This window comes from Planctobacterium sp. AWH2_060, from assembly GCF_056158425.1.
In genome coordinates, this window is the sequence record NZ_JBSWTG010000001.1 from 3,342,338 (window position 1) to 3,357,011 (window position 14,674).

The 14,674-nt window shown below is 46.8% G+C and carries 11 protein-coding genes; 5 read left to right on the forward strand and 6 right to left on the reverse strand.

Annotation, left to right across the window (positions count from 1 at the left end; translation table 11 throughout):
• Positions 1-25 precede the first annotated feature (25 nt).
• Positions 26-1,426 carry a 5-methyltetrahydrofolate--homocysteine methyltransferase gene (locus ACXAD8_RS14280; protein ID WP_475229899.1) on the forward strand — a complete coding sequence of 467 codons (1,401 nt, stop codon included), beginning with the start codon at positions 26-28 and terminating at the stop codon, positions 1,424-1,426.
• Positions 1,427-1,622: 196 nt separating this feature from the next.
• The gene (locus ACXAD8_RS14285; RefSeq protein WP_475232967.1) at positions 1,623-2,906 is read left to right on the forward strand and encodes a ribonuclease J; all 1,284 of its coding nucleotides are present in this window, start codon (positions 1,623-1,625) and stop codon (positions 2,904-2,906) included.
• Between the two features lie 2 nt (positions 2,907-2,908).
• Here ACXAD8_RS14285 and ACXAD8_RS14290 read toward each other — a convergent pair whose 3' ends face one another.
• From ACXAD8_RS14290 to ACXAD8_RS14305, 4 genes are all read right to left on the reverse strand, one after another.
• Positions 2,909-6,199: a response regulator gene (locus ACXAD8_RS14290; RefSeq protein ID WP_475229901.1), complete on the reverse strand. Its 3,291-nt coding sequence runs from the start codon at positions 6,197-6,199 to the stop codon at positions 2,909-2,911.
• Positions 6,200-6,214: 15 nt separating this feature from the next.
• Complete coding sequence (locus ACXAD8_RS14295) at positions 6,215-7,447, reverse strand: ABC transporter substrate-binding protein (protein WP_475229903.1); 1,233 nt, start codon at positions 7,445-7,447, stop codon at positions 6,215-6,217.
• 1 nt (position 7,448) lies between these two features.
• The gene (locus ACXAD8_RS14300) at positions 7,449-8,075 is read right to left on the reverse strand and encodes an outer membrane protein OmpK (protein ID WP_475229906.1); all 627 of its coding nucleotides are present in this window, start codon (positions 8,073-8,075) and stop codon (positions 7,449-7,451) included.
• Between the two features lie 916 nt (positions 8,076-8,991).
• A complete protein-coding gene (locus tag ACXAD8_RS14305) occupies positions 8,992-10,383 on the reverse strand; it encodes a DUF4397 domain-containing protein (protein WP_475229909.1) in 1,392 nt (463 codons plus the stop codon).
• Between the two features lie 184 nt (positions 10,384-10,567).
• Here ACXAD8_RS14305 and ACXAD8_RS14310 point away from each other — a divergent pair, with 184 nt between their 5' ends.
• Both ACXAD8_RS14310 and ACXAD8_RS14315 read left to right on the forward strand, forming a co-directional pair.
• Positions 10,568-11,251 carry a hypothetical protein gene (locus tag ACXAD8_RS14310; protein WP_475229912.1) on the forward strand — a complete coding sequence of 228 codons (684 nt, stop codon included), beginning with the start codon at positions 10,568-10,570 and terminating at the stop codon, positions 11,249-11,251.
• Positions 11,248-11,949 carry a PepSY domain-containing protein gene (locus tag ACXAD8_RS14315; RefSeq protein ID WP_475229914.1) on the forward strand — a complete coding sequence of 234 codons (702 nt, stop codon included), beginning with the start codon at positions 11,248-11,250 and terminating at the stop codon, positions 11,947-11,949. Before ACXAD8_RS14310 ends, ACXAD8_RS14315 begins: the two co-directional genes overlap by 4 nt.
• 23 nt (positions 11,950-11,972) lie before the next feature.
• Here the strand turns inward: ACXAD8_RS14315 and ACXAD8_RS14320 are convergent, their stop codons facing one another.
• Positions 11,973-12,230, reverse strand: a complete 258-nt coding sequence (locus ACXAD8_RS14320) for a hypothetical protein (protein WP_475229917.1) — start codon at positions 12,228-12,230, stop codon at positions 11,973-11,975.
• A 259-nt stretch (positions 12,231-12,489) separates the two neighbouring features.
• Between ACXAD8_RS14320 and rarD the strand changes: the two genes are divergently transcribed.
• Positions 12,490-13,404, forward strand: coding sequence for an EamA family transporter RarD (rarD, locus tag ACXAD8_RS14325; protein WP_475229919.1), 915 nt, complete (start codon positions 12,490-12,492; stop codon positions 13,402-13,404).
• Here rarD and ACXAD8_RS14330 read toward each other — a convergent pair.
• Positions 13,390-14,628, reverse strand: a complete 1,239-nt coding sequence (locus ACXAD8_RS14330; RefSeq protein WP_475229922.1) for a diguanylate cyclase — start codon at positions 14,626-14,628, stop codon at positions 13,390-13,392. The genes rarD and ACXAD8_RS14330 overlap by 15 nt on opposite strands.
• Between the last annotated feature and the right edge of the window lie 46 nt (positions 14,629-14,674).

The window sequence follows — 14,674 nt, forward strand, 5'->3', positions numbered from 1 at the left end:
ATTAAAAGTATATAGGGAACACGTTATGACTCATTCATTTCAACTAAAATTGCTTGCCGCGGCGATTGGTACCATTTTATTAACCGGCTGTGGTGATGCTGAAACAACCATTATTGAGCAGGATCCCATTGAAGTACCAGATGACGATCATGATGACCATGATCACGGAGATGGTGATGATGGCCACGATGACGGTGAGCACACCATTGATTCCATGGGCCGCTTAGCGGTGCTTTCTGGCGAAACTGCCAGCGTGGCTATTGTCGATATCGAGCACAAAGAAGTGTTGGACAACTTTGCTCTGATCCACGAATCCAATACCCTGGCGGTATCTCCGGATCTGCGTTATGCAGTAATCAACAGCCGCAGCCAGGATTATTTAGGGTTTATCGATAGTGGCCTGTGGCGCGAAGATCACGGTGACCATTTACATGATTATGAACAAGCACCAGCCATGAGTGACTTCGAACTGTCCGGCAGCAGACCAACACATATCGTTAACCACGATGGTCAAATGGCCGTCTTTTACGATGGTGATGCTGAAACCAGCACTCCAGCTGCGGTACAGGTACTGACGGATCTGGACATCAGTAATGAAAACAGCGATTTACCCACTGTTAACTACAACATTAACATGCACGGTGTGGCCGAACCGCGTGGTGAGCACCTGTTGTCTACCATTCGCCGTGACGATGCTGAAAGTACCTCCGGAGCCAAGATTCTTCCGGATCAGGTGGGTGTTTATCACCTGCACGACGGTGAATATGAGTTAGAGCAAGTACTGGAAGTTAATTGCCCGGACTTACACGGTGCTGCACAAAATCACGAATTTGTGGTGTTTGGTTGTAGCGATGGTGTGTTGGTTGCTCACCAGCATGATGATGAATACGAAGCCGCCAAGATTGCCAATATCGATGGTCTTGAAGGGCTGCGTATCGGTAATATCTACGGTCACGAAGCCAGCGAAACCTTTATCGGTATAGCCTCAGCACACGGTGGCAGCCATGCAATTCTGGCGGCCATTAACCCGGAAGAAAACGAACTGGAGTTACTGGAATGGCAACCTGAAGCCAGCCCGGTAGGCTATGCGTTCTCTCATGATGGAGCGCAATTCCTGGTATTAGACAGTGCCGGATTCCTGAATATTCTTAGCGCTCACGAGCACGATGGACATATGCATTGGGAACTGGAAGGACAAATCGACATTAGCGAAGAAGACGTTGCTAATATGCCAGAAGGAATGAGATTCAGCATGACAGTAGCGCAAAATGGTCACTTTGCCTATGTGGCGGATCCGATTGCCCAGCACGTGCTGCAGATCCACCTGGAAGATATGGAGATCGAAGGTGATATGGAACTGGATTTCGCTCCGGCGAACATTACCTGGTTAGGTATCGCTGAAGAAGAAGAGCACAGTCACGACTAATCGCTGCTCTTAAATCCTTCAGAAGACCGCCCATCGAGGCGGTCTTTTTATTTTTACCGCCCCCGAAAAAATGCTATTTTAAGTAGCATTGTTTTTTGTCCATAAAGGAAGATTTATTTTAACGGATGATTTGGGACAGAGTCCCCCAACCAATGCTCTTTGGTACTTACCTTTAGGTGGTACCGGCGAAATCGGCATGAACCTTAACCTCTACGGCCACGATCACAACTGGCTGATGGTAGATTGCGGTATAACTTTCAACGCTAAATTAACTCAAGAGCAGGAACATCGCTTTGATGTAGTAGCCGCCGACCCGGCTTTTATCAGCAAACGCAAACAACAGCTTTGCGGCATCATTATTACTCACGCTCATGAAGATCACATTGGTGCTTTACCCCGTCTTTGGCGTCGCTTTAAAACTGATATCTATACCTCACCTTTTACCGCTGAAATCTTGCGTCGTAAATTCCATCGTGAAGGAGAAAATGAACTTCCGGTGATCCACGAAATCACCGCTGGAGAACGGGTTAATATTGGTCCTTTTGAGGTGGAATGGGTGGCGATGACTCACTCACTGCCAGAACCTTTCGGATTGTTAATCAATACCTCCGCAGGCAAACTATTTCACAGTGCTGACTGGAAAGTGGATAAAAGGCCTGTGACTGGTAAACCCACCGACGGCAAGCAATTACAAGCCTTTGGCAAGAAACAACTGTTAGCAACAGTTTGCGATTCTACCAATGCCTTAAAAGCAGGCTTTTCACTATCAGAGTTCGATTGCTATCAGGGTCTTAAATCCGTCATATCAGAGGCTAAAGGGAGAGTAGCGGTAGCCTGTTTCAGTACCAATATCGCAAGGCTAATTTCGCTGGCCCGTATCGCTAAGGAAACCGGACGCTATTTTACGCTGCTTGGGCGCGCCCTGGAAAATACGGTTTCAGTAGCCAAACTCACGGGGCATTGGCCAGAGGAGTTAACCATTCAGGATGCCAACATCATCGGCTACCTGCCGCCTGAAGAAATATTAGTGGCAGTCACCGGCAGCCAGGGAGAGGAGCGCGCCACGCTGGGCAAATTAGCTCAAGACAGCTTTGCAGGACTTGAATTAGAAGCAGACGATAGTGTGATATTCAGCTCAGTCATCATCCCGGACAACGAAGCCAAAATAACTCGCCTGGTGAACAAATTAAAAGCCAAAAAAGTCAATGTCATCCAGTCAGAATCCAGCGCAGTGCCAGTGCATGCTTCTGGCCATCCCAATGAAGAAGAGCTGAGGTTATTTTACGAATGGTTAAGACCAGAAATCGCCATTCCCACTCACGGAGACGCAGAACACCTGGCCAGACACGCTGAAATTGCCAGAGACTGTCACGTCCCCCGACAACTTACCGGGTTAAATGGTGATTTATTTGTATTGGCTCCTGAGCCCGGCGTGGTAAAAGAGTTTGTTAAAGCCGGGCGAATTGCTCTCAATGAGTGACACTAATTCAGCCATTTTATGAGTGCGTTCTGCAATTGTGCTTCATCCACCGGCTTAGAGATATAATCACTCATGCCAGCCTCGAGGCATTTTTGCTTATCTCCCCGCATAGCATTAGCGGTCATTGCCACAATCGCAATGTCTTTATACTCTTCACCGGCTTCAGCCAGCCTGATTTTCTGAGAGGTCTCATAACCATCCATTTCCGGCATCTGGCAGTCCATCAGAATAAGCTCAATCGGCTGTTCTTCACCATGCTTGTTCAGCACTTCCAGAGCCTTTACTCCGTTATCAGCTACCACCACCTCTTTAAAACCAATTTTGTTGAGCAAGGACAAAGCAACCACCTGATTGATTTCATTGTCTTCCACTAATAACAAACGGCGGGACAATATGTCGCTGGCGAGATCCGTCGGGATCGCGATCACTTCAGATTTCTCTGATGTCACCAGACTTCGGGCGTTAATCAGATCCCCGTCACTGTTGCCGCGCTCTTGTTCCGACAGCAACAAAGCGCCCAACAAATCCTTGCTAGTAACGGGTTTTGAGATATACCCGGAAATGCCAAATCGAACAAAATGATTGAGTTGGTTTTGATCCACCAACTTACTCATTAAGATAACAGGGGTGTTCTGCAAACAGGCAAATTGCCCCAGCTTTTTGTAAAAGGAGGCACCATCAATGTTTTCAATATTGTCTGCCAAAAGCATCAAATCAAAATGGGCAGAGACCTTTTTTTGATAATCGGGCAACAAGGCTTGTAAATGCGTTTCAGACTTACTCTGTACTACTTTAATGCCTTGATAGGCCAGCAGTTTACACACTACAGTCCTCGCTGCGGCACAGTCATCCAATACCAGTACATGTTTTCCTGAATGCGCCTGCAACAGTGATGGTGCTTCCTGCGAGCCTTCTGGCGCCTGCAAAGTGAACCAGAATTCAAAGGTACTTCCCATTCCCAACTTCGACGTAGCCAGAACATCACCGCACATCATGTTGCACAGCTTTTTCACTATGGCTAATCCGAGGCCAGTGCCGCCAAACTTTCGGGTAGTGGAGGCGTCAACCTGAATGAAAGAGTCAAACAATGAATCGATTTTGTCTGCAGCAATGCCAACACCTGAATCCTTTATGCGGCACATCAGGCACAATTGCTTTTGTTCGGTAACCATCATCTCTGCCGATACAATCACCTGACCTTGATGCGTAAACTTAATAGCATTGCCCAGGATATTGGTGATCACCTGCCGGATCCGGTTAGGGTCGCCCACCGCCTTTTCCACTTTAAGGCCAGAGGTGTCCAGGACTAATTCGAGGTCTTTATCCTGCACCAGAATTGCCGCACCTTCGACACAGTCTTCGAATAGTTCACGCACATCAAACTCAATCTTCTCCAAATCCATTTTTCCGGCTTCAATTTTGGAGAAGTCCAGAATATCGTTGATCAACGACAGTAACGAGCGAGCGCTGTTGATGGCTATGCGTACTTTTTGCAATTGGTTTGATGATAATTGCTCGTCTTTTAACAAGTTCAACATACCAAGCACGCCATTCATTGGGGTACGAATTTCATGGCTCATACTGGCCAGAAAGTTACTTTTAGTACGATTGGCCGTCTCAGCCTCTATTCTGGACAGCTCCAGGCGATTTTCAAATTCCTTGCGCTCAGTAATATCCTGCTGCACTCCGGCATAAGCAATTAGGGAGTCCTGCTCATCGTAAATAGGCGACAGATGCAGATTATTCCAAAAGGTTGAACCGTCTTTGCGATAATTCAGCAATTCGTCAATATGCTGTGTTTTGTTTTGTATCGACTGGTGTATTCGAGCCAGCACCACCGGGTCGGTTTCAATACCTTGTAAAAATCGACAATTCCTGCCGATCACCTCTTCTCGCTCATATCCGGTTAAAGTCAAAAAGCCTTTATTCACATAAGTCAGAGGTAAATCCGGCAGACTGGCATCGGCAATGGTGATCCCCAATGGCGAGGCTTCAATAGCATGCACTAAGAGATCGTTTTGGCGCAGGGCTTCCATCAGATTTTGTTCAGCTTGCTTGTCTTCTGTGATGTCAGTCAAGGAGCCAGCCATACGGATAGGCTTTCCCGATTCATCCCGTAAAGCGCAGCCTTTTATGCGAAAATAGCCCAGCTCAGCTTCTTGATTATTAAGACGGCACTCCACATCAAAAACACTGTCCTGCTGCAAATGTTCCTGCAATACCAGGCGCACCTTGTCGGCATCTTCAGATGGCATTAAAGACAACCACTGCTCCATGAAGATTGAAGGCGTATTAGTAGCACTGTAATTAAGGTCTAACATCTCGCAAGCCCTAGGAGAAAAATAAACCCTATCCCGCCCTATATCCCAGTCCCAAATGCCATCCTTGCTACCCTGTACGGCCAACTGGAACCTTTCTTCGCTGGCTCTGACTCGCTTCTCCTGCAAGAATAATTGCTTGTACGGATTAACAATTAACTTTTTACCCAGTGCCGCCAAAATAGTAAAACTGATAACCAGACTGGTAATAATGGCGATGGCAATATCGCGCATAAATCCGTGCTTTTCGGCATCGAGATAGTCACTTCGAATAAAGTATTCAGCCCTTAAATTGGTATTGTCTAAATTAATGGCATTAATGAGCTGATAATTGCTTTCACTGTCAAAATTCTGATAAACCGTTTCGTCGGTGGCCACTCTGAAGGCGTGACCCTCTTTTAATTTACTGGCAAATTGTGATTCCAGAGAATCGGAAAACTCCGCCATCAAGACACCTTCAACATAACCGTTGTAGACAATGGGAGTGGCAAGCACAAAGTGATGGCGGTCTGCTTTGCGAGAAATAATAATATAAACAGGCAACTCCCCTGCTAACATCTGTTCAAACCAGGTGAAGCTGGCATAGTTATCCTGATTAACTTGAGCCCCCACTTCTGGCACAGGATATATTACGTCCCCCAGAATATTGAGCACTCGTAACGGCTCGCGACTGCCCAGGATTGTGATATCACTGAGATAATCCGCCATATTGGCCTGTTGCATTTCTGAGCCCATCACACTATTGGCGACAAGAGGAGAGCGTGCAATGTCCTTGAGTACCTTATAGCGGTTATCAATATACTGGCTCAGATTAGTGATGGCATAGGAGGCTTCATAATTGGAAGCATTTTGCTGAGTTTTAAATAATATGCTGTCGGCCCGATGCCCCACCAAAACCACACTGATACTGACCGAAACCAGCAAGCTGGCAAAAACAAAAAAGGCAAAAACTTTATTTGAGCGCCATGAAAGCATTATCAAACATCCTTATTAATTGACCGGGTTGAACAACGCGATACTGTCATCTTGAAGATAGTTGCCCATACAAAAATCTTCCAGTCCCAGCGCTTCATGCGCACTATCCTGTGCTTTAGACCACTCCTGAAAAGGGAACTGATAGTCTTTCAATAATCCTTGCACTGGTCCCTCGATATTTTCCAGTGCCGCGCGCAATGCGCCTCTGTTTGCCCCCATGTCATCCTGTAGTTGTACCTGGTTCAATGCGGCAATCACCAGGCGGCCAAGGTCATAAGAGTGAATAAAGCCAGGGGGAGCCTTAATGTCTTTTGCTGAACGAATATCAGGGAACAGCGCCATTGCTTGCTGCAAAACCCCATTGGAGAATTCTGTTGCAGGTGAAGAGATAAAAGAAAAACAACTTTGGATAAAATGCAGATTTATCTTACTTCTGACTTTATGGCTGACTCGCTGTGCAAAGTCACCACCTGTGATGCCCCAGTGACTGATAAAGGAAACCTGTTGCGGTGTCGCTATGTCCGCCAACGCGTTACTGAATACGGCACCTTCGATGGCATTGCCCACAAATAAAATGCAGTCAGTATTACGGGCCAGAATATCTCGCAACAAAATCCGGGCTCGGGTATCTTTGGTACTCCAATTAAACCAGGTTTTATCGGGCTGCATGTTCACTTCAGCCGTCAGAGCAGTGGTTATTGTACGATCGTTAGAATGGCCCCAGGGTGTGTCTTCCAGCAATAAATGAGGGCGCTGACACTGAAGGTTTTTAGCGGCAAACTCTGCGATGCGATAACCGGCTTTGGTATCATCAATGGATAACCTGAATGCCCAATTATGCTCCCCCTCATACCTTGTAATAGGTCCACCAGCCGCCCATGGCACTAGCAGTAACACGCCATTTTCGTTTATAAACTCGCGAAATTTGATATAAGGCGGAGAATGCAGCCCACCCAACATAAACAGAGCTTGCTCGTCTTTGAGAAATTGCTGCATGTGCAACTTACTGCGGTTGCTGTTGCCTCGGTGGTCTTTTTTAAACAGCTCAATGCGATATCCCTGTACCTGAAAATCGACTTCACTTAACGCCGTACTCAACCCCATATACATGGCATTTGCAGAAGCACTGTGACTGGCGTAGTCAGCATCGTGATAAATCTTTATCACTTTCTGCTGACACATTGCCGATACGCTGAATAAACTCAGCAGACACCAGCTTACAAAGCGAGAAACTGTCACCAACCCCATATCAAAAAGTCCACTTAATTTGTATTTGCGGTACTGATTCTGAAATACCTTCAATACCAAACTTGTTATGCCAGTATTGCCACTCGAACCCCAAGTGAAGTTGATTTTTAGGCATAGAAAATAATGGTCCAATATCCACCAGAAAGCGAGGAACAAAGAGTTGATGAGGCACAGTTTCACCACCCTCTTCACCAAAAAAATCAGCAAATCCCTCAATTACCGTGTCTGTCTCGGCGATAGTTAAAGGATACTTCCACGCTAAATACAGTTGCCAGGTAGTATCTTCCCTGTCCGGGTTATTGCGGTTAAACAGGTTAACTTTGAAAAAGGAAAACCCCGGCAGTGACACATTGGCACCCACTCCGAACATATATCGGGCAAGGCCATTTTCGCCTTTTTCTAATTGTGAAGATAAAAAAACATCGGATACGATCCCGAAATTTAATGCCTTACCAGTGAGTTCTGAGAGACTCAGTCTGGGGGTAAACTCGGCATAGATATATTCAGCACCATCATCAAACTGACTGAAATCAACAAAACTGTAAAAATCACCAAAACGCCAACGCGTTGGCGTGCTCCAGAGTAACAATGGTTCTCTGGCTATCGCCCACTTTGTAGTGTTCTCCACGAAGCAATTGCACATTAGTTGACTGCCACTGGATGAATGCCGATGCGCGTGCATCCGGTATCAACAATACCAGAGCAACAAATATAATTAGAGCGAAATGCAATTTCATGATGATTGTATCACTGTCGAATTAATCACCACTTGAGTCTATGCGAAAGATTTAAATTTTTTAATTAGCCTTTGGTATAAACAATTTCAGGAGAGGTAGGGAGATGAATTTTGTAATAATGAGGCGTTAACAGGCTGGACGAGTGAATGAATGCTCAACTAATGACTATAATGTCCAGAAACTAATAATGCTCATTTGGAGATAATCCAAAACTGATTCGTTTGCGGGTTCGGTTCCGCCAATATTTTTTCGGAGTGCTGAACCTAATCTCCCTTTACGCGCAATAAACTACGACATCAGTTTAAACAACGATGAGAGATATCAGGGATGATATCTCAATCAATGCCCAGCACAGGGATGTGCTGTCATTGATGGTCGTCGTTGTGCTGATGGCGAAGTTTATGCTTTTGCGCGTCAGGGGCTGCGGCGGATTCTTAAGGGGGGCGCAGCCCGGTCACCTTAAGGCGCAGTCGGCGCCCCGACAATGATTTCAATCAAATGATAATGGTTGAATTAGACCGCGGTGCCAAAAAGGCTTACCGAACAGCACACTCAAAACCAGAGCCTGTAGGTAGGTTGAGTACTGCAATATCGATAATTTAAGATGCAGCCAAAATAATTAGGTTTTAGCTTCGGTTAGGCTGTGTCGGATGTCGCTCAGAAATCGTTCGCAGTCTTGCCCTGGTCCGAGAGTTGCTCAAAATCGTTTGCGCTCTAGTCCTGGGTCAAAAACTCGGTGTGTTCTATTTTACATAGTAAAAAGCCCAGTAAACCGGGCTTCACATGAGTAGATGAACACCTTACAACTTAATTGAAATCGTCCATCAAAATCAACTGTGGCGGCAATCCCCCACGTTCAGCATCCACAGCCACGGCAGTATAGATGTTGCCGGCTTGCAGCGTCAGCATCCCGGTTTCGATGGCGGCGTTTTTAGTTCCGGCAGCCGTTACAGTGACAAAGTAGTCGCCTGCGGCGAGTTGCACGTAACCGGTTTCAGCTAACATTGGCGTGGTAAAAGGAACCGCACTAAATGCTGGTTGGGCATTTTCTATGTCACCGTCAGGCGTCACATAAATGTCTACGTCACCCGCACCCGGCGAAGCATGAAAAATCCGCACCTGCGCCGCAGTCGCAATGCGGCGTGGATTATCCATCACTAAATCCAGTCCCACATCATACAGCTCGTTGTTGGCGATTGCAGTATAGCTTTGCCCCACTTCCAGGGTGACAGCAGCATCATCCACCACCACAACACCATTGTTGTTGGCTGCCACGTCGATTAGATAGTCGCCATCTGCAACGGCAAGATAGTTAGTTTCATCGGTAAAGGACAGAGCTTCCACCAGAACCGTTTCATTATTGGCGATAACATCTACTGAAGGTCCATTGGCAACACCATGAACCACTCGCAAACTTGCCCCAGCATTATCATCCCACAACAAAAACGATCCAGTACCATCAGCCACTAACAGTGTCACCGGAGACTCACCGGCACCGACATTTTGGGTGGCAAATACCATGAGGTCAGCGCCAGCGGCCAGAGTCAGACTACCTGAATCGTAAACCACCGTATCGGTACCCGCGGCAGCGATACGGATTTGGTAATCCCCAGCAGGCACCTCCACTTGTCCGGTATAGTCCATAAAAGATGCAGTAGCGACAGGCTGAGCCGCCATCAGGTCATCTCCTGGTGCAGTGACATAGACATCCACCATGGGCGCAGTTGGTGCGGCATGGACCACCTGCAAACGCACATTGCCATTACTTACTTCTGACAGGTCATTTTCGATAACCAATGGTGCGATGTTGGCAGTTGTGCCTATAGCCACGACATCGTAGGTTTTGTCATTGTCCAGGGTAAGCGATGCATCAATAACCGTTGCGCTGCTATCGGCTGGCAGCAACGCATCTACCTGCACACTGTAGGTATCTGCAGGAACAGAGATCCAACCGGATGAAACCTGGTAGTCTACCGATTCCAGATTAGCCAGTATTTCCCCGTTGGCCATAACATCTACCATTGGCGCATCGGGAGAAGCATGTGTCACACGAATAAAAGGATCGCTAACTTCGGGCTCAGGGTCCGGAGTTGGCGCAGGGGTTGGGGTTATTTCAGGTAGTTTCAGATCACTGTCTGAACAGGCGAACAGCACTGATGCAAATACAGCAGTCAGCAAAAGTTTGGTAATGCTCCTCATGGCAGCCTCCTCATTAATTTTCGATTAAAAATTTGGGCAAACAACAAAGCTGCTTACGCATCGATTTATTAACAAGATCACCCAATTTGACGAGCAAAATAAAATCAAGGACACTGACCCGAAACAAATAATCACGGAATACGGGAAAACAGTGCTCGGCTTAAAACTACGGACAGTACGAAGGTTGCACAAATGGCTGACACTACTCATTGGTTTGCCATTGCTCACTTGGAGCATCAGCGGACTGTACTTTACCCTGTTTGATATTCATTACATTCACGGTGAAAACTTACTCAACCCCACAGCCACATTTACTCCCCATGAACAAAACAACTTCGGCTTTGGTTATGTATTAGAGCATTACCCGCAAGCCACAAAGCTGGCGATGCTAAAAATTGATGCGCAAACATATCTGCGATTTTGGAACACAGAATTGGCCTCCTGGCAACGACTCAATACCCAAACTGGAGAGTTAGCGCCGCCACTAGACGAAGAAGCCGCTAGCCGAATTGCCCAAGCACAATTCAATGGTTCTGCCCAGGTAAAATCAGTGCAACTGTTTACCCAACAGGCCCCTTTCGAGTTATCGCCACGGCATTTACCGGTCTGGCAAATTACCTTCGATGATGTGCAAGGCTCAACCCTGTACGTGCAACAAATTACCGGAGAAGTGGTCACCAAGCGTCACCTTTGGTGGCGCACTTTTGACGTATTTTGGCGGTTTCACATCCTGGACTACGAAGGTGAAGATGTAGCCAATCCGCTACTGACCACTGCCGCGAGTATCGCGCTGTTAACCACCGTTAGCGGATTAATTCTGAGTGTTTTTTGGCTGCGCCGGAAAAAAAGCAAACGGAGCAAGCGATGAGTCAGTTTTTACACCGCTGGTTGTCGGTAATCATTGTACTGCAGGTGCTGATTTGGGTGGCTACCGGGCTTTACTTCAACCTGGTGGACAGCGCCTGGTACAATACCACCAGCTATCAAAAGCAAACCGTTACAAAATCGCAATGTGACAGCAACATAATTCCCGTATCAGAATTAAGCTTATCCGCTGCTGCCACAAAAATAGAATTGCGGGACTCAAATCAGGGGTGCCACTACCTGGTGCATTACAACCGCGTTTTTCACCACTACCAGGCCATGCAGGTGCAAATTTTTGATGCCCATACCGGGCAGGCCTTACCGGCACTGACAAAGGATGCTGCAGTAGTGATGGCAAATGACAGTTACACCGGCCCCGGTAGCATGATAGCGATCAATTTGCTTCCTCCCGGAACATCTTCCAATGGCAAACAGCAGAATCCGGTATGGCGAGCCGACTTTAACGATGAGCAACAAACCCGGGTATACCTGCATTCAGTGACACGCGAGGTGATACGACACGAAACGCAAAACGCCAGGTTTCACCAATGGATGTTTCGTCTGCATTTTATGGATTATTTTAATAGCGGCGATTTCAGCCATCCATTGATTATCAGTTTCGCGCTGATGACGTTGTTAAGCTTTATCAGCGGCATAATTTGGCTGGTGCGCAAAATACGCTCGGGTAAACTGGCTCGCTAACCCGAAGAAGTCGGATACAAGCCTTAAGCTGTTTGGGGAATGCTTCTGACCGTCGCTCGATTGGCGCAAATATGGCAAAGGGTAAACTGTTGGGCTTCCATCACTGAGCGATACTCACGAGCGGCTTCGATAGAGCCAAATGCCGTCAGCAGCACTTTTTCGCTTTTTTCCCTCAGGTTCATCAACTTAGACTCGTCCAGCATCCAGAACAATACATCCATAGTGCTAAGCGAGATTTTTATATCCTTGCCTTGCGTTAGTTTTGTCAAATCCGTCGTCATATCCGTCAACCACACCATTTGTTTCGATGTTCAGAGATTAGCCAGGTTGCAGTGAAGCTGCCGTTAACTAAAATGACGAAAAATGAATGTGATGAAAGCCCTACACATTTCAATCTCTGGTGCAGAAAAGTGCCCTGTTGTGAATTAAAGCTGACACACATTCATAGTTTTTTTCGCTATCACAAAGATCCATTCAACGCTTCCAAAACGCTGAATACTCTATATATTGTCTGTCTCGTAAACGTTTCAGAAAATACCCATGCAACGCGATCAAACTAAGGCTGGCGTACTGCTCGCTATTAGCGCCTACAGCATGTGGGGATTTGCCCCCATGTACTTCAAACTCCTGCAAACCATGCCTGCTCTGGAAATACTGCTGCACCGGATTGTCTGGTCGGTGGTGATATTGTTTGCGCTGATCATGGTACTGCGTCAGCACCAAAAGGTGGTCAACGCTCTGAAAAGCAAAAAAGTGTTAAGCACCTTGTTGTTATCAGGCCTGTTATTGGCTGGAAACTGGTTGTTGTTTATCTGGGCCGTCAATAATGACCACCTGTTAGACGCCAGTTTAGGCTATTACATTAATCCACTACTCAACGTACTGTTAGGTTATCTCTTCCTGGGAGAGCGACTCCGCAAAAGACAGCAAGTGGCCGTGGTACTGGCTTTTATTGGCGTCGCCTATTTAGTGATATCCGTGGGTAAACTGCCCTGGATTGCACTAGTACTGGCCGGAAGCTTTGGCGTTTATGGACTGTTGCGCAAAAAAGTAGCGGTGGAATCTATTCCGGGCTTGTATGTTGAGAGCCTGATGATGTTACCTTTCGCCATTTGGTTTTGGGGGGCGATGGCGTCACCAGCCAGTAACATGCTGAACAATGACCTTGATCTTAATCTTATCCTGATTGCCGCCGGTATCGTCACCACGGCACCCTTATTGTGTTTTACCGCTGCCGCGCGACGCATTCAGTATTCTACGCTGGGCTTTTTCCAGTACATCGGGCCCAGCATCATGTTTATATTAGCGGTGTTTTTGTATGGTGAACCTCTGGACGAAGACCGGCTGATTACCTTTGGCTTTGTCTGGTCTGCGCTTACTCTGTTTAGCTTTGACTCCTGGCGTGCTTACCAGAAAAAGAGCAAGGTAATTTCCAGTGAACTAGTCGAAGACTAATCGATTGCGGCCGCCGTCCTTCGCCTTACAGAGATTCTCATCTGCCAGTTTCAGGGTTTCATCGGTGTTACCTTTAAATCTGGCAGAAGCACCAACACTAACTGATACATTAATTTTGTGGGTTTTATAGCGAATAGGCGTTGCCGCGACTTCTTCGCGCGCCGCTTCCAGCAGTTGTGTTGCTGAGTCTGTATCCATATTTGACAGGTAAACACAAAATTCTTCGCCACCAAAGCGCGAGACATAGTGATATTCGAGGTGTTTATTGAGAATTTGTGCCACCACTTTAAGTACGTGATCACCGGCGTCATGACCATAATTATCGTTTACTGACTTAAAGTGGTCGATGTCAAAGATGGCAAAACACACAAACCCTGGGGTCATTCTCATGTTGGCTTTAATTCGAGCAAAAAAGTGCCGCCGGTTGGGCAAATCCGTTAAATAATCAGTGTTGGCGGCGTGTCTGATGGCGGCAACATTTTCTATGTGTTCAATATTCTGGATCACCCGACAAAAGAACTCTTCGTGACAATAGGGCTTGCTGATGTAGTCGTTGGCACCGCTTTTTATAAAGCGCGCCGATAAAGCTGAACTGCCTTTCCCGGAAACACCGATAACCGCTACGTCCTCTTTACTGAAGGTATTGCGCAGCTCTGCCACCATCTCAACACCGGTTTTGTTGGGCATATTCTCATCAGTGATAACCAGTTTGATATTGCTGTGTTGACGCAACACTGTGAGTCCTTCCTGGCCATCTTCTGCCTCGTAGGTCACAAAGTTATGGCGGCGTAACAATGAGGTCACCATGGAACGACTCAGACGGGAATCATCCACTACCAAAACGCCAATTTGCTTGTTCTTTTCCAGTCGCTGTAACAATCGACTTAAATAATCATAAACTTGGGCGTTTTCTTTGGGAATGTAGTCCACCACATCTTTGGAAAGCACTCGGTCTCGGGTGCGTTCGTCCAGTCTACCGGTAATCACTACGGTGGGGATAAACGCCTGAATAGCATAATCAATTGCTTCACCATCTTCGGCATCCGGCAGGTTGTAATCCACCAGAGCACAGAGATACTCTTCAGGATAACTGGAAGCAAATATATTCTTTGCCTGGGCAAGGCTACTAGCAGTTACCGGTTCAAGACCGGCTTTGGTAACCAGATGACTCAGAACTCGCATACTGGTGGGACTGTCTTCGATGACGAGCACTTTCTGTTGCATCAGGTTTTTCTTCTCTTTTTTATCTATGCATTATGCAATCGAATAT